This is a genomic window from Enterococcus sp. HMSC078F03 (genome assembly GCF_001811595.1).
In the GTDB taxonomy this organism is placed as follows: Bacteria; Bacillota; Bacilli; order Lactobacillales; family Enterococcaceae; genus Enterococcus; species Enterococcus faecalis.
The window spans coordinates 1-20,462 of the sequence record NZ_KV805602.1 but is presented as its reverse complement, the minus strand read 5'-3'; the positions used below and the strand labels follow the sequence as shown (position 1 = coordinate 20,462).

18 protein-coding genes are annotated in these 20,462 nt (G+C 37.7%); 7 read left to right on the top strand and 11 right to left on the bottom strand.

Going from position 1 to position 20,462, the window contains the following annotated elements:
- Positions 1–17: 17 nt before the first annotated feature.
- Genes HMPREF2810_RS12650 through HMPREF2810_RS12635 form a run of 4 tightly spaced genes read right to left on the bottom strand, consistent with a single transcriptional unit; the run spans position 18 to position 8,323 of the window.
- Positions 18–3,215 carry a DEAD/DEAH box helicase gene (locus tag HMPREF2810_RS12650; RefSeq protein ID WP_002382533.1) on the bottom strand — a complete coding sequence of 1,066 codons (3,198 nt, stop codon included), beginning with the start codon at positions 3,213–3,215 and terminating at the stop codon, positions 18–20.
- A 19-nt stretch (positions 3,216–3,234) separates the two neighbouring features.
- Complete coding sequence (locus HMPREF2810_RS12645) at positions 3,235–6,372, bottom strand: SbcC/MukB-like Walker B domain-containing protein (protein ID WP_002382531.1); 3,138 nt, start codon at positions 6,370–6,372, stop codon at positions 3,235–3,237.
- 4 nt (positions 6,373–6,376) lie between these two features.
- The gene (locus HMPREF2810_RS12640) at positions 6,377–7,645 is read right to left on the bottom strand and encodes an exonuclease SbcCD subunit D (protein ID WP_002382530.1); all 1,269 of its coding nucleotides are present in this window, start codon (positions 7,643–7,645) and stop codon (positions 6,377–6,379) included.
- A 51-nt stretch (positions 7,646–7,696) separates the two neighbouring features.
- Positions 7,697–8,323, bottom strand: a complete 627-nt coding sequence (locus HMPREF2810_RS12635) for a lysophospholipid acyltransferase family protein (RefSeq protein ID WP_002367188.1) — start codon at positions 8,321–8,323, stop codon at positions 7,697–7,699.
- A gap of 188 nt (positions 8,324–8,511) precedes the next feature.
- Between HMPREF2810_RS12635 and HMPREF2810_RS12630 the strand changes: the two genes are divergently transcribed.
- Both HMPREF2810_RS12630 and HMPREF2810_RS12625 read left to right on the top strand, forming a co-directional pair.
- The gene (locus HMPREF2810_RS12630; RefSeq protein WP_002356457.1) at positions 8,512–9,246 is read left to right on the top strand and encodes a tRNA1(Val) (adenine(37)-N6)-methyltransferase; all 735 of its coding nucleotides are present in this window, start codon (positions 8,512–8,514) and stop codon (positions 9,244–9,246) included.
- Positions 9,236–9,502: a GIY-YIG nuclease family protein gene (locus HMPREF2810_RS12625; protein WP_002356455.1), complete on the top strand. Its 267-nt coding sequence runs from the start codon at positions 9,236–9,238 to the stop codon at positions 9,500–9,502. Before HMPREF2810_RS12630 ends, HMPREF2810_RS12625 begins: the two co-directional genes overlap by 11 nt.
- A 67-nt stretch (positions 9,503–9,569) precedes the next feature.
- On the opposite strand, the gene HMPREF2810_RS12620 is transcribed toward HMPREF2810_RS12625, so the two are convergent.
- From HMPREF2810_RS12620 to HMPREF2810_RS12610, 3 genes are read right to left on the bottom strand one after another with little or no spacing between them, the layout of a single operon-like run.
- On the bottom strand, positions 9,570–10,265 hold the full coding sequence (locus HMPREF2810_RS12620; RefSeq protein ID WP_002356454.1) for a 5'-methylthioadenosine/adenosylhomocysteine nucleosidase: 696 nt from the start codon (positions 10,263–10,265) through the stop codon (positions 9,570–9,572).
- Positions 10,266–10,280: 15 nt separating this feature from the next.
- A complete protein-coding gene (gene macP / locus HMPREF2810_RS12615; RefSeq protein ID WP_002356451.1) occupies positions 10,281–10,577 on the bottom strand; it encodes a cell wall synthase accessory phosphoprotein MacP in 297 nt (98 codons plus the stop codon).
- Entirely contained in the window at positions 10,574–11,158 is a 585-nt protein-coding gene (locus HMPREF2810_RS12610) for an NUDIX domain-containing protein (protein ID WP_002367189.1), read from the bottom strand. Before HMPREF2810_RS12610 ends, macP begins: the two co-directional genes overlap by 4 nt.
- A 402-nt stretch (positions 11,159–11,560) precedes the next feature.
- Between HMPREF2810_RS12610 and HMPREF2810_RS12605 the strand changes: the two genes are divergently transcribed.
- The 4 genes from HMPREF2810_RS12605 to HMPREF2810_RS12585 all read left to right on the top strand — a co-directional run bounded on the left by HMPREF2810_RS12605 (position 11,561) and on the right by HMPREF2810_RS12585 (position 14,973).
- The gene (locus HMPREF2810_RS12605; protein ID WP_002356448.1) at positions 11,561–12,241 is read left to right on the top strand and encodes a 5-bromo-4-chloroindolyl phosphate hydrolysis family protein; all 681 of its coding nucleotides are present in this window, start codon (positions 11,561–11,563) and stop codon (positions 12,239–12,241) included.
- Between the two features lie 19 nt (positions 12,242–12,260).
- Entirely contained in the window at positions 12,261–13,448 is a 1,188-nt protein-coding gene (locus HMPREF2810_RS12600) for a toxic anion resistance protein (protein WP_002356447.1), read from the top strand.
- Between the two features lie 162 nt (positions 13,449–13,610).
- Positions 13,611–14,432 carry an NUDIX domain-containing protein gene (locus tag HMPREF2810_RS12590; protein WP_010715412.1) on the top strand — a complete coding sequence of 274 codons (822 nt, stop codon included), beginning with the start codon at positions 13,611–13,613 and terminating at the stop codon, positions 14,430–14,432.
- Positions 14,433–14,448: 16 nt separating this feature from the next.
- Positions 14,449–14,973 (top strand): GNAT family N-acetyltransferase, encoded by a 525-nt coding sequence (locus tag HMPREF2810_RS12585; protein WP_002367191.1) that lies wholly within the window; start codon positions 14,449–14,451, stop codon positions 14,971–14,973.
- A 44-nt stretch (positions 14,974–15,017) separates the two neighbouring features.
- Here the strand turns inward: HMPREF2810_RS12585 and HMPREF2810_RS12580 are convergent, their stop codons facing one another.
- From HMPREF2810_RS12580 to recX, 4 genes are all read right to left on the bottom strand, one after another.
- Positions 15,018–15,503, bottom strand: coding sequence for a hypothetical protein (locus tag HMPREF2810_RS12580; protein ID WP_002356444.1), 486 nt, complete (start codon positions 15,501–15,503; stop codon positions 15,018–15,020).
- A gap of 137 nt (positions 15,504–15,640) precedes the next feature.
- Positions 15,641–16,765: an LCP family protein gene (locus HMPREF2810_RS12575; RefSeq protein WP_002368824.1), complete on the bottom strand. Its 1,125-nt coding sequence runs from the start codon at positions 16,763–16,765 to the stop codon at positions 15,641–15,643.
- 180 nt (positions 16,766–16,945) lie between these two features.
- The gene (gene mutY, locus HMPREF2810_RS12570; protein ID WP_002367193.1) at positions 16,946–18,130 is read right to left on the bottom strand and encodes an A/G-specific adenine glycosylase; all 1,185 of its coding nucleotides are present in this window, start codon (positions 18,128–18,130) and stop codon (positions 16,946–16,948) included.
- On the bottom strand, positions 18,120–18,920 hold the full coding sequence (gene recX / locus HMPREF2810_RS12565; RefSeq protein ID WP_002382524.1) for a recombination regulator RecX: 801 nt from the start codon (positions 18,918–18,920) through the stop codon (positions 18,120–18,122). The genes mutY and recX overlap by 11 nt, the downstream gene beginning before the upstream one ends.
- A 131-nt stretch (positions 18,921–19,051) precedes the next feature.
- Between recX and rlmD the strand changes: the two genes are divergently transcribed.
- Complete coding sequence (rlmD, locus tag HMPREF2810_RS12560; RefSeq protein WP_002382523.1) at positions 19,052–20,422, top strand: 23S rRNA (uracil(1939)-C(5))-methyltransferase RlmD; 1,371 nt, start codon at positions 19,052–19,054, stop codon at positions 20,420–20,422.
- Positions 20,423–20,462 lie beyond the last annotated feature (40 nt).

The window sequence follows — 20,462 nt, the reverse complement described above, 5'->3', positions numbered from 1 at the left end:
TGTAGTTAGGTTTTTTTCTATTCTCCAATGCTTAAAATTGTGCGAATATCTTCTTCCGTCATTTTCGCTAATTGCTCTTCATTTCCTTGAATCACTTTTTGGAACAGCTCGCGTTTCTCTTGCTGTAAGGAATTCATTTTTTCTTCAACCGTTCCTTCTGCAATCATCCGCCACACTTCAACAACCTTTTTTTGTCCCATGCGGTGCGCCCGACCAGCCGCTTGTTCTTCGACTGCGGGATTCCACCATAAATCGTATAAAATAACTGTATCTGCACCAGTTAAATTTAGTCCGGTTCCCCCTGCTTTCAATGAAATTAAAAAGACATCTTTTTCTCCTTCATTGAAGGCATTCGCCATCGTTAACCGATCTTGGGGCTTCGTACTTCCTCGTAAATAGAACGTCTCTAAACCTAATTCATTCAATTCTTTTTCTAAGATAGAAAGCATGCTTGTGAACTGAGAAAATAATAGAACACGACGATTGTTTTCTTTTGCAGCCACTAAAAAGTCTTTGACTTGTTCCACTTTGCCAGAACCTCCCGTGTAATCCTCAATAAACAAACGCGGATCGCAACAGATTTGTCGTAAACGGGTCAAGCCTGCTAAAATACTCATACGATTTTTCTTGAAGGTTGCCTGATCCATTTGACTAACATCTGCTTGCATTTGTTTTAGATAGGCCAAATAAACCGTTTTTTGTTCTTCTGTTAAGACACTGTACATATTATTTTCAATTTTTTCTGGTAAGTCTGCGAGCACCGTTTTCTTGTCTCGTCGTAAAATGAATGGTTGAATCATTTTGGCAATTTCTTCCGGCTTAATTTCTCGAAAGGCTTTTTTGCCTGGGAACAATCCCGGTAAGATCATTTGGAAAATTGACCACAGTTCATCTAAATTATTTTCAATTGGTGTGCCACTTAATGCAAAACGTTGCGGTACTTTTAAACTTTTTAAGGCTTGCGCCGTTTTGGTCCCACTATTTTTAACCATTTGAGCCTCATCTAGAATCAAATAGCCGACACGCATTTCCTGATAAAGCTGAACATCTTGTCGCATACTTGCATAAGAAGTAATCAGAATATCTTCAGTGCTATTTTGTAAAAGCGCTGCTCGTTCTTGGCGGTTGCCAGAAACCACTTGAACATTTAAGGTTGGCGCAAAACGTTTGACTTCGGCTAACCAGTTATAGGTTAAACTTGCAGGTGCGACAATCAAAGCTGTCCCTTTCAAGCGCTCTTCTTCTTTTTCCGAAAGTAAATAGGTAATGGTTTGCAGTGTCTTCCCTAAACCCATTTCATCAGCTAAAATACCGCCAAATTGATAATGGCTAAGCATTTTCAGCCATTTATACCCTGTTTCTTGATAATGGCGTAACGTTGCTTGTAAGGTTTTGGGGACTTGCGCTTCAAAGTTTTCTGGATGCGTTAAATCCGTGACCATTTTTTTAAAGGAATCTGAAAAATGTGCCCGCTCGTTGTCTTCTAATAAACTTTCGATCATGAGACCTTGATTTTTGGGCACATGAATGACATTGTCTTCTTGATGCATATTTTTTCGCAGCTTCGTTAAAATTGCACTTGTATGGAAAAATTCCTCTGAGTCAAAAGCAAGAATTTCACCACTTTTTAACGTATAAAAAGCATCATTACGTAGCAGACTAGTCAAGACTGCATCGATTTCGGTTTCATCAATGCCAGTGACATCAAACCGAATATCTAACCAAGAATCCCCTTCCGCAACTTCAATCGTTGGTTGATGATGCTGGGCATCTAAATACAATTCCCGTAATTTCCGTCCCATCCGAACTTCTCCTAATTGACGGAAAGCTGGAACCTCGGCTTTAAAGAAATAATACAAGGACTCTCCAGCAGGTAAGACTTTTTCAAAGCCTGTGGTTGTTTGCTGATAGGAAAACTGTTGAAATTGCTGTTTAATTGCTGTTTCTTTTGCTTTATCTCGAACGATTTCTTGATTAACTTCAGGTAATTGAGCATATTTCGGGTTTGTCGAGAAAATGACTTCTCCATAGTGATAGTCAATCCGAGCGTTAATCCGACCTTTAATTTTCTTAAAAATAAAGACTGCTTTTAAAGGATGATGGACGACTAATTCTTCAACTGATTCTTCAACAGACACTCGACCAATTTTTTCCAATAATGGTAACACTTCACTAAATAAATCAGAAACTGTTTCTTTTTCATAAATAATTGACGGCTCTTCCAAGCGTTTCATTAATTGAAGTAACGTGGTGTAGATGGCTTCCTGCTCTTCTGTTAGTAAATAAACCGTTTGATCCGCAATCGCCCAGTGATAGTGGGCTAGAAACGTTGTAATAGGATTCTGAATAGTTAATTTGAAGCTTTGTTCCTCGGTTTTTTGCACTGTAAACGTAAGTGGCAAACTGGTTTCTTTGAACGTTAGATAGCGATACTTATGAGTTTGATTGATCAATATAAACTGACCCGTTCGATTCATTTTTTCAACTAACGATTGACTGCGATCAATTGGTAATAATAGATAACGTTTGTCGATTTTCCCTTTAACTTGAATACCGTTTGCACCTAATAATTGGCTGGTATGATAAATTGCCGCAAGTTCTGTTAAAATTTCTTGAATCTCCATTGAAAAAGAATCATGTAGCAAAGTAAATTGGTGTTGTTTATTCACCATAAAAGTCATTTCTTTTTCATATGCTTGTAAAAAATCACCAATATTTTTCACAATATATGTTTTAGGTTTGGTGCCTTCCAAACCAATTTTTAAAGAAAGACCAATCGTTGATAATTCTGGATAGTAATTATTCGTTTCAATCACATCTAAATGAAATTCTAAACGTAAAGGCTGCAAGGGAACTTCGGCAGAAGGTTTGCTTAATTTGGCAAAGCCTTTTGTAAACATTTCAGCTGTTGATCGATTTGTTTTCTCAAAACTGACTGTTTGATTCGCTTGAATAATTCTTGACACGCCTCGTTGTTTCAGTGCCAGTTCAACTGCCACTGTATGCTTGCAATAGCCATGTTCCATCCAATATTGACATTCACAAACATCTTGTTCTTTGGCGGTACCATCCAATTCAACAAGATAAAGTTCTTCCCCTAAAACCTCAGACAACCAGATCCTTTTTTCTGGATTTTGAACGATAGATAAGACCCGGCCTTCTTGCATATATTCGCGCCCTTGTTCAACGATTCGCTCTGGAATACTCCATTTCATCGACTCACCTCCTCTTCTACTAAGCTAGCTGATAGTGAACGGTACTTTGACCATTCCCATTGCTTTTTATTTGTAATTGTTGTGGAATTCGTGCTTTTAATTCGCCAATATGACTAATAATCCCAATCATGCGGCCTTCATTTTCAATCGTTTCTAACGCCTCCATTGCCATTTCCAATGCTTCTTCATCTAAGGAACCAAAGCCTTCATCAATAAACAACGCATCAATTAAGACTCCGCCTGCTTGTTCTTGAATCACTTCTGCTAAAGAAAGTGCCAAAGCTAACGCTGCTATAAAACTTTCCCCGCCTGATAACGTGTGAGCGCTGCGCACCGTCCCTGAATTGTCATCATAAATATTGATTTCTAGCCCCGTTTGATTCCGATAACTGCCTGCTTCGTGATTCAATTCAAATTGATAACGACTATTGGTCAGGCGGTCTAAACGCTGATTAGCGACTGTCAGCACTCTTTCTAAATACGTTTGTAACATATACCGTTCAAAACTAATTTTTTTAGGATTATTGCCATTCACCGTATCTGCCAACTGTTGTAGTGCAGCAACTTCCTCAAACTTGTCTTCAATTGTTGTTCTTTGCGCATTAATTTCTTGAACCAACTGTTGGTTGTTCAGCATTTTTTCATGCAGTTGATAGTATTTTTTTTCTTGTTCTTCAATTTGTTGTGTTATTTGTTCAATTTCTGTGGTGATTAAAGATAATTCTGGGAACGTATCACTAGATAATTTTTTCTCAATTTCAGCGAGTTGGATAGTCAGTTGGGTTTGCTCTTGTTCAAATAAAGAAATTTGTTCTTGCTGACTTTCTAGTGTCGGTACCTCTTTCAACCACTCCGTCAATTGGTCCTCTGTCACTCCTTGTTCCGTTAAAATTGCGTTTAACTGACTCTCAAGTTGCGCGACTGTTTGTTGAAGTGTTTGTTGTTCTTTCTCCAAATGCGTCAAGGTACTTTCAAGGATCATTTCTTCTTTCTTCAAGGTTTCTCCTTGTGTCGTCACGTTTTCTTTTTGACGTTCAAATGCAGAGAGTTCTTCTTGAAGCAAAGTTTGTTGTTTGGTCATTTCTTCGTATGTGACGGTTGCATCCAATAATTGGCTAGCAATCATTTGCTGCTGGATAGTGATTCTTTCCAGACTTTGTTGCATTGTTTCTACTTGTTGTCGGAGCACTTCAAAGCGTTGGGAATTTTCAGCTACTTGTTCTTCTAGTTCCGCTAGATGGTCCTTTTCGACTGAAATTTCCGTTAGTTTTTGTGCTATTCGTTGTTTTTCTTTAGCTAATTGCGACTCAACTTCCGCAATTTCTGCAGGTGTTACTTGTGAAAAAGTTAGTCCTGTTAACGGCAACTGCAAGTCAGCAAACTGGGCTGCTAATTGTTCTTGTTCCTCAGTATACGCAGCTTCCTGTTCTTGTAATTGGCTTTCTTTCTGTTGCTTTTCCGCCCCTAATGCAGAGAGCGTTTCAGTAAATCGTTGAACCGTTTTTTCAACTTCCGTTAATTCCCGTTCCGCTTGATCAATCTCTTCTAGGGAAACTTCTTGATGAGTTTGTTGCTTTGGATGTTCTAAAGAGCCACAAACTGGGCAAGGTGCCCCCTCTTCAAGTAACAAGCTTAATCGTTGGATTTGTAAAGAGGCCCATTGACTTTTCTTTGTCTGCAACTTCGCTTCTTCGGCGCTTTTTTGTTGCTGTTCAACTGCAAACCGTTGTGTCAACTCGTGCAATTCCGCTTGGTTTTGACTAATTTTTTGCCAAGCTTTTTGATTTTTTTGCCAACGTTCTACAAAATTTTGCCAATGATCTGCTACACTAGAACATTCAAAATTTGCTTTTTCAAGTGTTCCTTCTTGTTCAATAAATTGTTTGGCTGTCGCCACTTTATCCTCTAATGTTATTTTTTCCTGTTGGCAAGATTCATACTCTTCTTGAATGGCTTGATAATTGGCTTGCTCTGCTATTTTTCGTTGGGCTAACTGTTCATATTCTTGGTATTGTGGTAATTGACGTTGAATCGTTTGAAGACGTTCTTGTTTTTCAGCAATCAATGGTTGTTGTTCTTCCAACTCACTCATGATTGCTTGCCAATCCGTCAATGCTTGTTGCGTTTCCATGAGAGCTTGTTGTTTGGACTTTGTTTCTTGCTCTTTTTGTTGTTTTTCGCTTCGTTTTTCAAAGACTTTTTCAGCTAAAGATTGCTGTTTTTGGCTCCATTTTAATTGCTGAATCTGTTCCTTTAGCCGCTCAATGACGGTTTCCTGTTCAGCTTGTTTTGCTTTCTTTTCCAGTAATTCTTCTTTTTGCTGTTGCAAGTTTTGCCGTTCTTCAATAGCATAACGAACTTGCTCTTTTGCTTGTTTGGCTTGTTTTAAGGTTGCAATTTGTTCTCTTTCAACTAATAGTTGTTGCTGAGCCTCTTGTTGTTGGCTTTCTAATAATTGAAGTTTTTCAAAAAGTGTCATTGTCGGTTCAGGTTCTTCTGACCAATGCAACTGTTCTGTTTTCAGTTCAATTTTTTGCTGGGTTTCTTGAATCTCTTGATTGGCAATTTTTAAGCGTTCTTTTAAATTTTCGCTGAACAACTGATACAATTCTGTTCCGAATAAATTACGCAAAACCTTTTCTTTTTCATCACTTTTAGCAATTAAAAAAGTCCGAAACTCTCCTTGTGGTAACAATACAATTTGAGCAAATTGATTGGCATTTAAATGCAATAATTCTTGAATGAGTTCGTCCACTTCACGTCTTTTAGAATAGGCTCGTAGTTCTTTTCCTTGAGCATCTTTGACAATTAAAGAAATTTTGGCACTTTGTTTACGGACTCCTGTGCCACGTTTTTTAAAAAGTTCTTGTTCGGGAAGGCGGTTCAGTTCATAGAGATACTCGTTATGTTTAAAAAGCAAAGTAACTTCAGTGGCTTCTGAGGGGTCAGCAAATGTGGAACGCATTTCTTTGCCTAAACGTAATTTTCCAGAACTTTCACCAAACAAAGCATAGCTCATTCCATCAAAAATCGTTGTTTTCCCAGACCCTGTTTTTCCACTAATTAGAAAAAGTGAAGAATCTTCAAACTTCGTAAAATCAATGGTTTCATTAATATACGGTCCGAAGTTTTTCAATGTTAAAGATAATGGTTTCATCCTGTTACTTCCCTCTTTCTAATTGATTAAGTGTACTCAGTTCTTCTTGGACCCATTGTGCTTGTTGTTCTGTCAAGGCCTCTCCTGTCACATCGTTAAAAAAGTCATGCAGATGTTCTTCTGGTGAACGTTGTTCTATTTGTACCACTTTTTTCTGATTTCCGTTGCTTGTTTCTCGACCATTCAAACGTTCCAACCCAATAATTTTGGGGTAAATTTTTCGCAATTGATTCATCATGTTGGGAATGATCGCTCGGTCGGTTAATTGGACATGTAAATAATTTTCCCGATTCACTTCTTGATAAAAAGCGGGATCCGTTAACTGCTGAAACGAGCCCGTCAATTGTTGAATGTCTCGTAATGGTTTCAAAGCACGGAATTGAAAATGAACTTCAGTTTCTGTTTCAACAAGCCAAACACCCTTTTCTTGTGTCATTTCTGATAAAGAAAATTTTACAGGCGAACCACTGTATCGAGCATTAGGTGCCTGCAACGCATTTTTTCCATGTAAGTGGCCCAACGCGACATAATCAAAAGGCTCTAACAAAGCCGTTGGAACAACATCCAAACCACCCACTGTTAATTTTGTTTCAGAATCAGTTTTTTCACTGCCAGCGACAAAAAAATGACTAACTAACACTTGTTTTTTGTTGGGGAGAAAAGATTCCTGCATTTTCGCGACAACTTTTTCCATCGCCGCCTGAATCGTTCGAATCGTTTCATCTTCAAAATATAAGCGAGCCGCAATCGGTTCAAAATAAGGCAACAAATAAAATTGGGTATTGTCGATTTCAATTGGTTGAAAGGCTTGTTCTAAACGCGTATTCAAATGAAATTGCGTTTGGTTAAACCAAGGGCCTCCTGTTTCTAAACGAGTACTGCTATCATGGTTTCCCGAAATAGCTAACACGGGGAAATGCTCTTTGAGATTCATTTGAATCATCATTTCATTAAAAACCTCGACTGCTTCAACCGCTGGAACAGAGCGATCATACAAATCTCCAGCGATCACAACAGCATCCACTTGCTCTTCTTTCGCAATTGCTAAGATTTGTTTAAAGGCTTCTCTTTGTTCTGCCAACAAATCAAAACCATGTAATTTTTTGCCAATATGCCAATCTGCTGTATGTAAAAATTTCATTTTTTCACCGCCTAAAAAAGTCCTTCTTATTATTATAACAAATTTCTGGTATTTTTTAAGAAAATCGGACAGAAGAATTAGATTTTTAACAAACTTTTTTCTTAACGCAAGAAAAAAGACAGGAAGCATCATCTTTTGATGAGACTACCTGCCAGTAACATACCTATTCTATAGCGGTTTGTTTTATTCTTTTTCTGTTGAATCATACTTAAAAGTTGGATCAATTTCTTTATCTAACTGATCAAATGCTTCTTGCATCCGACGTTCCACTTCAGCTAAACCGTCTTTATCCATTTTTTTAATATCGCTAATATCGATTGGGTCCCCAAAACGAACCGTTACTTTTTTACGTTTAAACAACTCTTTTAAAGTTAACGGACCTTGATAAACAGATGGCACGATAGGTACTCGACCCATTTTAGCAATCAAGGCTACCCCACCTTTTAATTCTGAGGAATGACGCGTGCCACTAGGGAACATAATCAAACTTAAATCAGAATTTTTTAAAATTTTGACAGGTGTTTTAATCGCGCTGGGACCGGGCTTCTCACGATCCACCGGAAACGCATTCGCATGTTTTAAAATGAAACGTAAAACAGGATTTTTAAACAACTCTTTTTTTGCCATAAAGCTAAACTTCTTAGGACTGCCAGCAACAGCTAAATACAGCGGTTCCCACCATGTTCGATGCGGCGCAACTAAGACATAGTTTTGGTCTTTTGGTAATTTTTCTTTATTTTCATAATGTGCATTTCCATTAATCACAAATAAAATGACGCGAACCACGCCACGCATAAATGTAAAAAACATAATTTTCTTCCTTTCTTCTCTCCGCTTTCTAGTATGCCGAAAGCTCTACCTTTTGACAAGCTTTTTTTACTTCTATCAATCAGAGAAATAACATGCCCCCACTAATCTAGGGAACAGATTTTGTCATACGGGTTTAAAAGTAGTATAATACATGAACAATCAGATGAAAAGTTGGAGGTTCTTAATCTATGTTATTATCCGGCGAACGGATTGATCAATTATATGCGGATGATATTCAAATTATTCAAAGCAAAGAAGTCTTTTCTTTTTCCATTGATGCAGTCTTATTGGCTAATTTTCCGCAACTACCAAAAAAAGGCAAGATTGTCGATTTGTGTGCTGGCAATGGCGCGGTCGGCCTCTTCGTTAGTCGGAAAACAGCTGCAAAGATCGACCAAATCGAATTACAACCTCGTTTGGCAGATATGGGTCAACGAAGTATTCTATTAAATAAATTGGAAAAACAAGTAACGATGTATGAACGTGATTTAAAACAAGCGACAGAGGTCATCAAAAAAGATTCTGTCGATTTAGTACTATGTAACCCCCCATACTTTAAAGAACGACCAACTAGCCAAAAAAATCCAAACCCGCACTTAGCGATTGCCCGTCATGAAATTCACACGTCTCTTCAAGAAGTGGTCACTGTGTCGGCGGATTTATTAAAAACAAATGGTCGCCTCGCAATGGTTCATCGTCCTGATCGTTTCCTGGATATTTTACATGCCATGGAAAACGCCAATATTGCGCCGAAAAAAGCTCGGTTTGTTTATCCGAAGCCAGGCAAAGAAGCTAATGTTTTACTAATTGAAGGCATTAAACAAGGCAAAAAAGACGGTTTTCGTGTGTTACCACCTCTTTTTACATACAATGAAAAGAACGAATACGAAGCAGAAATGAAGGCTATGCTTTATGGAGAATAAGAAATCCCATTATTTTTATGTTTTACTTTGCCAAGATGGTTCCTTTTACGGTGGCTATACAACTGAGCCAGAACGTCGATTAACCGAACATAATAGCGGAACTGGTGCAAAATATACTCGATTAGCCAAACGACGGCCAGTCAAAATGATTCATACAGAGAAATTTGAAACACGTAGCGCGGCCACCAAAGCCGAAGCCGCCTTTAAAAAATTAACGCGTAAACAAAAAGAACAGTATTTAAAAACCTTCCATTAAATGACAATAACTCAGAAAGAAACAGCCATCATTTCATTGATGAAATGATGGCTGTTTCTTTCTCTTTTTAAACTAAGTTTTCGACAAAATGAATAACCATTTCGGCTGATTTTTTCCCAGCTTCATCGATGAATTCGTCAAAGCTTTGAGTTGCTTCGCCATCTGCTGTATCACTCATTGCCCGTACAACTAAGAATGGAATATTGAACTGTGAAGCCGCTTGGCCAATTGCTGCGCCTTCCATTTCACAAGCTAAGGCTTCAGGAAACTCTTTCTTAATTTTGGCGATTTTCTCAGCGCTGTCCACAAAAGTATCTCCAGTAACAATCAATCCTTTACGAATAGCTAAACCAGTTTTTTCAGCAGCTTTCGCAATTTCCATCCGCAAGTATTCACTTGTTTCAAAATACAAAGGCACACCACCAGGCAATTGTCCATAGGCATAACCAAAACCAGTGACATCAACATCAAAGTAAGCTAATTTGTCTGCAATGACTAAATCGCCGACTTTTAGTCCTTCACCGATACCACCAGCAGAACCTGTATTAATCACCATATTTACGCCATATTGATGAATCAATAAAGTCGTCGTCACAGCTGAGGCCACTTTACCAATTCCTGAACGAACCACAATCACCTCATGTCTTCCTAACGAACCAGAAACAAATAAAGCGCCTGCTCGTTCCCATGACATCGTGTCTGTCAATTTTTCTTTTAGAATTTTGACCTCTTGATCCATTGCTCCAATAATTCCAATTTTCATAGTGATTCCTCTTTTCTATAAATTCAAAACGATATACGCCACAACGGCTAATAAAATCGCTACAATAATAATTGCCTTGTTTAACCAAGTACTCCGTTCTCGACGTTTCGAGTATTCTCCTACTCGTGACTTGTTGATCGGTTTTTGTTTTTTCTTTTCTTTACGATAAAACGTCGAAATTTCTTTTTCTTTTCGCTTATACGCTTTTTCCGCCAGCTTCTGTTCTTCCTGCTGACGACGTTCTGCTTCTTTTTCTTCTGCTTCTCTGCGTTTGCGAAGTTCTGTCCGAGTGACTAACGGACCTTTGCTCATTGCGTGTCCTCCTTAAACTGTCTCTGCAGTAAATACAATTCCCAGTATTGTATAGCAAAAAGTGTTTTGGCATCACAAATCGTGCCCTTTGCCACTTCTGCTTTGGCTTCAGCTATTGTTAGCTCGTAAAGTTCCAAGATTTCATCTTCATCTTGAGGACGCGGATTTTCGACTTTCTGCAAATCCGTTGCCAAATAGAGAGCCAATTTTTCGTTAGCAAATCCTGGTGACAGATACATTGAATTTATGTAGGTGAGCTGACCTGCACGATACCCAGTTTCTTCTTCTAATTCCCGCATAGCCGTCATTTCCAATTGATTTTCTTCTCCAGGATCAATTTTTCCCGCCGGAATCTCTAAAATCACTTGTTCCAAGGGTTTTCTAAATTGTTTAACTAAGACGATTTTTCCTTCTGCGGTTAACGGAATCATAGCTACTGCGCCTGAATGAAAAACCAATTCGCGTTTAGCTGTGCCGCCTGTCGGTAAAGCCACGTCATCCAAAAAAACATCAATAATCTTTCCTTTAAAAATTTCTCGACGTTGAAGTGTTTTTTCTTCGAAGTCCTCATAATTTAACATATCTTTCACCAACCTTTCTTGTTTATCATACCCTAAAATGATAAAAATCGCACCCCTTCTTCTCTAGTTAAACCCTTTTCAAAGAAAAAAATTTATTGCTTTAGAAAAAAATTACATTTTCGAAAAAAAATAGACATAAAAAATTCACAACTTCCTTGTATTATTTAAGCATACCAACAAACAACCCTAACAAAACACTTTTTCATTTTTAACTCCTTTCCCGTCCTACCCCCAATTAGGACGGGTCTTTTTTTGCGTTTTATACTTTTTTTCTTAGGATTTCACTAAATCATAAAATACATCTTCCGCTGTATGTCTTTTCTCTCACAGAGTATGCTAAAATAACTATTGTAACGAGAGCTGACTCTTTCGAGGATTAGATAGATAGGAGGAACTATATAAATGAACAAATTAAATACAAAATTACTGATTGGCTATATTCTTTTAGGAGCCTTAATCATTGCTGTCGCTAGAGAATATGGCTTCTTCGCTTTTGTGATTCTGGTAGGCTTTTTAGTATTCGTTCTCTATCGAAAAAAGAAAAATGCCGCCGACAAGAGCGATCAAATGCCTTACTTAACGAAAGATAAAGAAGCCCATTATCGTGAGTTGGGGTTATCTCCACAAGAAATTGATTTTTTCAGAAGTACAATGAGCACAGCCAAAAAACAAATCATACAATTACAAGAAAACATGAATCGTTCAACTAAATTACGGGCGATTGACTTACGTAATGATACAACGAAGGTTTCTAAAGCTCTGTTTAAAGAGTTAGTGAAAGAACCTAAAAAGTTACACTTAGCCAATCACTTTCTCTACACACATTTACCAAATATCGTTGACTTAACAAGTAAACATTTAGAAATCGAACAACATGAAGTAAAAAACAAACAAACGTATGAAAAATTAGAAGAAAGCGCACAAATCATTGACCAATTGTCAAAATTAGTTAAAAATGATTATGAGGAAATCGTTTCCGATGACTTAGACGATTTAGATGTCGAAATGTCGATCGCTAAAAGCAGCTTGTCGCAAAAAGCTGCAACTGAGGAATCACCTCAAGTAAACGAAGACCAGCAATAATCATTAGGGAGGAAAAAAAATGACTGAGCAACAACCCAAAGAAACAACATCTGTAACCAATACATTGGACGATTTATTAAGTAATCCATTTTCATCAATGGATGAACTAACACCAACGCAACAAAATGAACTATCTGAGTTAAAAGAACAGCAAGCAGCTCCTCGTTTAATTGATAAATTACCACAAGAACGTCAAGCCCAAGCAAAAGAGTTAGCTTCAAAAATTGACGTTCAAGATTCACAAGCAGTAATTACCTATGGTTCAAATGCCCAAATCAAACTTGGCGAATTTTCGCAAGCGATGTTAAACCACGTTCAAGCACAAGACATTGGTCCTGTTGGTGATTCACTGACCGATTTAATGTTTCGTTTAAATGAAGCCAATCCCAATGAATTACGTGCTGGCGAAGGCAACTTTATTCAAAAAATGTTAGGTAAAGTCAAACAATCCGTTTACGAAATTACCGCCAAATATCAAAAAATTGGTGCGCAAATTGACAAAATTGCTGTCAAATTAACCCATGAAAAAGATGGTCTTTTAAAAGATAATGCCATGTTAGATCAATTGTATCAAAAAAATAAAGATTATTTTGATGCCTTAAACATCTATATTGCCGCTGGGGAATTAAAAGCAGAAGAACTACGGACGCAAATTATCCCTGAAGCCATGAAAAAAGCGGAAGAATCTGGGGATCAAATGGATGTCCAAATTGTTAATGATTATAACCAATTCCTAGACCGTTTAGAAAAAAGAACCCATGATTTACGCTTGGCTCGTCAAATTACGATTCAACAAGCCCCACAAATTCGTTTAATCCAAAATACTAACCAAGCTTTGGCTGAGAAAATTCAATCATCGGTGAATACAGCGATTCCGTTATGGAAAAACCAAGTAGTCATCGCCTTGACCTTACTCCGTCAAAAAGATGCTGTGACTGCTCAACGTCAAGTCTCTGAAACCACCAATGACTTACTGAAGAAAAATTCAGAAATGCTAAAAATTTCTGCAATTGAAACAGCAAAAGAAAACGAACGTGGCCTAGTCGATATTGAAACATTACAAAAAACACAAAATGATTTAATTGAAACTATCCAAGAAACATTACGTATTCAACAAGAAGGAAAAGAAAAACGCCAAGCTGCCGAAATCGAGCTTGGCCATATGGAAGAAGATTTGAAAAATAAATTATTAGAATTAACACAATAAACAACGTTTAGAACAAACTTCTTATAGTAGAAGCCTGGGACAAAAATCCAAAGTGATTTTTGTCCCAGGCTTGCTTTTCTTTTTACGCTTGAATATTGTATTTCAGCCACTTAATGATACAATAAAAGAAAACCATGTTTCTTTTTGAAAGGAGGAGCAATTGTGCCACGATTTGCTTCTAAAGCCGAAGAAAAAAATTATTATGAACGCCAAGCCAGCTTAGCAGAGTTTTTAACTTGGTATCATCAACAAGAATTACCTGAATATGAAAAACCCTCTTTAACCGTTGATATGGTTCTTCTTTGTTACAACAAGGAAGCTGATCAATTAAAAGTCTTACTGATTCAACGTAAAGGTCATCCCTTTAGAAACTCATGGGCGCTTCCTGGCGGTTTTGTTAATCGTAACGAATCTACTGAAGATAGTGTTTTAAGAGAAACAAAAGAGGAAACTGGTGTGGTGATTTCTCAAGAAAATATTGAACAATTACACAGCTTTAGTCGCCCAGATCGAGATCCTCGTGGCTGGGTCGTGACAGTCAGCTATTTAGCCTTTATTGGTGAAGAACCTTTAATTGCTGGCGACGATGCCAAAGAAGTCCACTGGTTCAATCTTGAACGGCATGGTCAACACATCACGTTATCTCATGAAGATGTGGAAATTACTTTAGACTTGAAAACAGCGGCCTCTCTTGGTAAAGATACATTAGCCTTCGACCATAGTGAAATTATAATTAAGGCGTTTAATCGTGTTGTTGATAAGATGGAACATGAACCGCAAGTGCTTCAAGTCTTAGGAAAAGATTTCACCATTACGGAAGCCCGTAAAGTTTTTGCAAAGTTCCTCGGCGTTGATTATCGCAGCATTGACCATTCAAATTTTAAAAAAGCCATGACACAATATTTTGAAGAGTTAGGTGAACGTCCCGTTGGCATTGGCCGCCCTTCAAAAATTTACCAATTGAAAACAACGACAGGGTTCTAAGAGGAGGGAATATTTTTTGACTGTTTACTTAAGAAAAGCAGAACCTTCTGATTTGCCTGACATCCTTGCTATCATTGAAGATGGACGCCGCACCTTACAAAAAAGTGGCATTCCCCAATGGCAAAACGGCGATGGCCCGAATCAAGAAATTTTAGCAAAAGATATCGACCAGCAAACTTGCTATATTTTAATGGTTGATAATGCCTTGGCAGGCGTTGGTGTTTTATGTTCGGAGATTGATCCTGCTTATGAAGCGATTTTTAATGGTTCTTGGCAACCTCATTCCCAAGCTACGTATACAGCAATTCACCGTGTTGCTCTAAAAAGTTCCTTTCAAGGTCAAGGACTGGCCTTGGTGCTTTTGCGCTTACTGATTACAGCCGCTCGTTTGCAAGGTGCTACTGATATTCGAATCGATACACATCCACAAAATCTCGCTATGCAGCACCTGATTAAAAAAGCTGGCTTTGTTTATCAAGGTGACGTGATTTTAGATGTTAACGATGGCGAACGTTATGCTTATCAGATGATATTGAAATAAAAAAGTTAGGGATAACTGCCAGATTGACAGCTATCCCTAACTTTTTACATCTTATGAACACTATGAGCGCTTTGAATGCCCTCACAGGCTTCTTTACAAGCTTGATTAATTAATAAATAAGAGGATTCTTTTTGGCGGATTCCTAATTGATATTTCAATTCATCTGTCACTTGGCAAGATTCACTTAATGCCTCTAACCAGAAAAATACTCCTTCTTTATACGTATCTAATCCTTCTAGCAAGATTTTCGTTGCTTCTTTATCATAATACGGCTCTAAATTTTTACGAAACATCATTTCTTCTGTAAAAAAACGATTCACATTATTTCGGCAAAACATATAAGTATCACGGCCTCTCCGATGTGCAGCCTGATTACAACCGTATTCTTGAACTTCTTTAGAGATGGCTTTGAAAATTTCGTTGTATACTTCAATTCTTTGCATAATTGACAAAATGGTATCTGTATAACTAAACATAACTCCTTGCTCCCTTCCCCTTCTAAGTAACAAAAATTTGCTTGTTACTTTCATTATAAAGGGAATGTTGGGTTTATATCAAATGATACGCTGTTTTCTTGCTAAAATCCTTCGTTTTTTCCTTAGAAGAATAATAAGTAAGCGGATTACTTAATCTGTTATGTTCGGATTTTCTAGACTTGGAAAATAAATTATTTTATAAAGCCATTTTCCGTTTTAACTGATGGCAACGGGCCAGTCTGTGTATTGCCAGGAACACCAATATACGTATTGCCGTTGATGGAAGTCATTTCGTTTTCCTCAGCTGCTTCATCTTGAACGGTATAATCACTTTGATATAAAAATTCACCGTTCGTATGGAAGACATAGCCGTCTTGATCTCGTTCATCTGGCTTTTCTAAATTTAAAGACACACGTAATTGATGACGGACATTTTCAATACTATCTGGATATAGTTCAACCATACTGCGCCCTTCATTACTAAAAGTGCGCCAGTCAAAAGAAAGCTGTTGTTTATCATAATTGGTCCAAGTCAAACCTTCTTTGACTAAGTGAGTCAATTCATTGGAATCCACATCAGTTTGAATGTTTCCATTTAACGAATCAATAATGTCCATTATTTTCATGATTGATTGACCAGATTTCAACTTGTCTTCAACTGCTTGAATAATTTCTTGTTGTCGGAATCCACGCATAATATCGTTATCGCTATGTCTTTCACGGGCATAAGATAAAGCTTTCGTACCATCTAAATGCTGTTTCCCTGCATCAAAATGAATGGATCCTGGCCCGTCTTTGGTGACACCATCAAACGCCTGCTTGACATTGACATCTATGCCGCCAACTGCATCAATTAACTTAATAAAAGATAAAAAGTTAAACACAACGTAATGATTGATTGGAATATTCAATAATTTCTCAACTGTGTTAACAGAAGCTGTTGGTCCATCGTAGGTATAGGCGGCTTCAATTCGCTGCATCCCTTGGTAATTTTTCGCATCAATTTGAACAAAACTATCCCGTGGCAAACTTAAATAGGTTATTTTCTTCGTCTTGTTATTCACGGTAATCACCATCATAGCATCAGTCCTAGTTGTGCCTAATTTCCGTTCAATTGTATTGTCTAGACCCATGACCAAAAACGATTGACTATCTTTATTTTGCGCTTCAGTATAATCATTTTTTATGGGGACATAGCCTTTATCAATCGTTTTCTTTAAATAGCTACCCGCTACAGCAAAGTATGCTGAGCCGACTGTGACAAAAAACAAAATGATGACTAAACTAATTAAGCTGATTTTTCGCTTCCTACTCATTGGCTGTACTTCCTCTCTCTTGAAAAGTCTCCACCATCATTACTACTCCTCTAAGCAGACAAGAGACAAGTCTATCTTACCAGTCCCCTTCAAAACTAAACATAGCAGAATTTATATAGGGGTATAACCTAGAGGAAACAAAAAAGAGGGGCTTGTTTGTTTAAAAGCCTCTCTTTTTTGTTATTTATTTTTGTGTTCTTTTTTGAACAATTCCACCATTTTTTGCTGTGGTTTTGGAAAAACATACTCTGAAAATTGTTGTGCTGCCACCCATCGCTGCGACTCTAGTGTGGCTAATTCGCCTGTATTTCGGCCATAAAAGACTAAGATATGCCATTTTAAATGACTGAAAATATGAACGACTTCGCCTAAGGCACGTTTTTGCCAGACAACTGTTTCATAGTCAGCAAAAACATTGACAGGTTCTTCAGCGACCAAAGGCTCTGTTACAGGCTCTAACTCTAAAGTTAATTGTTTTTCCGTTTCTGCTGGTTGCGCCATTTTTTGCAATTGTTGAAATTGTTTTTTGCTAATTTCTTCAATCGGAAACAGCCACATATTGGCTAACAAACCGGTTTCAGGGCGTTGTTCTAATAAAAATTCTTGCTTTTTATTTTCAATAATAGTGCCGACATAATACACATCTTTCGGCTTAACTTTTTTTGATTTAACTGGATAAGCGGTCATTTTATCTGCCTGATAGGCCGCACAATATTGCTGAAGCGGACAGCTTTCACACTTAGGTGAAGTTGGGGTGCAGACGGCTGAGCCTAGATCCATTAAGGCTTGATTAAAATCCCCTGGACGCTCACGATCGATGATTTTAAGCATCGCCGCTTCAAATACTTTACGATTACTCGCTTTTGCAATATCTGCATCAATTTCAAATAAACGGCTCACTACCCGCATGACGTTACCATCAATTGCTGGTTCGGGGAGATTAAAAGCAATGCTGCCAATTGCACCAGCCGTATAGGGGCCGATTCCTTTTAAACTCCGAATATCTTCGATTGTGTCAGGCATTTTCCCACCAAATTCTGAAACAATCTGTTGCGCTGCCACTTTTAAATTACGTGCTCGTGAATAGTAGCCTAACCCTTCCCAAGCTTTCAACAACTTATCATCTGGCGCTTCCGCTAAATCTTGAATCGTCGGAAACCATTCCATAAATCGATAAAAATAATCAATGACTGTATCTACGCGAGTTTGTTGTAGCATAATTTCAGAAATCCAAATACGATACGCATCTGTATTCGCTCGCCAAGGTAAATTGCGTTTTTCTCGTTCATACCAAGCTAAAAAATCTTCCTGGAATGAACTAACTTTTTCGGGACTCCACGCCTCCCAAGGCTCTTTATTCGTCATGTTCTACTTCCTTTTCGCTAATAAATTGCTGAACCAAATCATAGTCAAACCCTTTTTGGAATAAGCTTTGTTTGACTTTTTGGACTTTTTTAGAAAAATCAAATCGCTGATTAGCACGCCATAAACGTTCGCCTTCCTTGTTTAACGCTTGTTGTTCTTGTTCTTCGTCCTTTTCAAAAGCTAAAGATTCCAAAGCTAGATCAATGATTTCATTTGTAAAGCCCTTTTGCATCAGATGCAGACGCGTTTTCTGTAGTGCATCTTTAAAACTTTTAGTTCGATAGCGTTTCATGGCCTTTTCTGCAGTTGCTGTGGCAACATTAAGCTGTTCATCTAACGTATAAAAGGTCAAGCCATGCTGAATATCTTCTTCACTAATGCCTTTTTGCTTTAATTGTTGTGCCACATTTCGTGGTCCTTTATCACTGGTTCGCATAGCTGTCCGTACGTAACTTTCACTAAAAATTGCATCATCCAACAACCGTAGCTCTTCTAAACGTTGAACGATTTTTACTTGATCTTCAGGTACAATTTCTTTCTCTTTTAAATAAGTAAAAATCTCTTTCTTTGAACGTAATTGATAGCTTAAGTAATTCATCGCCATTTGTAACCCGACATCATAAGAACTGGCTTTTTTTATTTCTTCTATTAAAGTATCTGATAACTCTTGGCCTTTTAGCAGACGCTGCCGTACTAAAATATCTTCCGAGACACGCAGTTTTTCGCCTGAAGATAGCCAAAGTAGATAAAATTCACCTTTATCTTTACTAATTCGTGTGATTGTTGTCATCTTATTCTCCTGCCCCTCTAAATCAGAACATATATTCTACTATACCATAGAATCCTTGGAAGCCAAATAAATAAAAATGTGCTAAAATGGGAGGAAGTGAAAAATGTGAGATGACTAAAGGATGAAAGAATATGACCCAACAACTAGTAAAAAAAGGCCAACAAATTTCTTTAAAAATTAAACGATTAGGAATTAATGGCGAAGGTATCGGCTATTATAAAAAATTAATTATTTTCGTTCCTGGGGCGCTACCCAAAGAAGAAGTGACTGCCACAATCACAAATGTTACACCCAAATTTGCTGAAGGAACCCTTCAATCTGTCAAAAAAGCTGCTAAAGATCGCGTGGTCCCTCCTTGTCCTGTCTATGAAACATGTGGCGGCTGCCAACTACAACATTTAGCCTACAAAGCACAATTAGACTTTAAAAAAGATTTATTGAAGCAGGCGCTTAACAAATTTAAACCAGTCAATTATCAAAACTATGAACTACGAAAAACAATTGGGATGGAGAATCCTTGGAATTATCGAAATAAAGCCCAATTCCAATTACGCCAAATCGATGGCCAAGTAGAAGCTGGTCTCTATCAAGCTGATTCACATCAATTAGTACCGATTGATAACTGTTTGGTCCAACAGCCTGCGACAACCAAGGTGATGAATACATTAGTTGATTTATTGAATGACTTTCAATTACCAATTTATGATGAACGTAAAAATAGTGGTATCTTTCGAACATTAATGGTTCGAGTGGGCATCCAAACTGGCGAAGTCCAAGTAGTGTTCATTACACAATCGCAGAAATTTCCACAAAAAGAAAAAATGGTTCGCGCAATTAATGAACAATTACCAGAAGTTGTTTCTATTATGCAAAATGTTCAAAATAAAAAAACCTCTCTAGTAATGGGTGATGATACCCTTCACTTATGGGGCAAAGAAAGCATTGAAGAACACATTAACGACGTTGTCTTTGATTTATCGCCGCGAGCATTTTTCCAATTGAATCCAGAACAAACGGAAATTTTATATAATGAAGGAATCAAGGCCTTAGATTTACAACCAAATGAAACTGTTGTTGATGCTTATTGTGGCGTCGGGACCATTGGCTTAAGTTTAGCGAAACAAGCACATCAAGTTCGTGGTATGGATACCATTCCCGCCGCAATTGACGATGCTAGATTCAATGCAAAACGACTTGGTGTTACGAACACACATTATGCTGTTGGAACAGCTGAAGACTTATTACCTAAATGGTTCAAAGAAGGCTTTAAACCTGATGCCATTGTAGTTGATCCCCCACGGACTGGTTTGGATCGTAAATTATTAACGGCCCTTTTGAAACAACCACCTAAGAAAATGGTGTATATTTCTTGTAATGTATCCACGTTAGCACGTGATTTAGTTCAATTAGCCAAAGTATATCAAGTAAACTATTTACAATCTGTTGATATGTTTCCACAAACCGCTCGTTGTGAAGTTGTCGTAAAATTAACGAGAAAATAAAAAAAGGAGCGTGGGACAAAAATCACTTTGGATTTTTGCT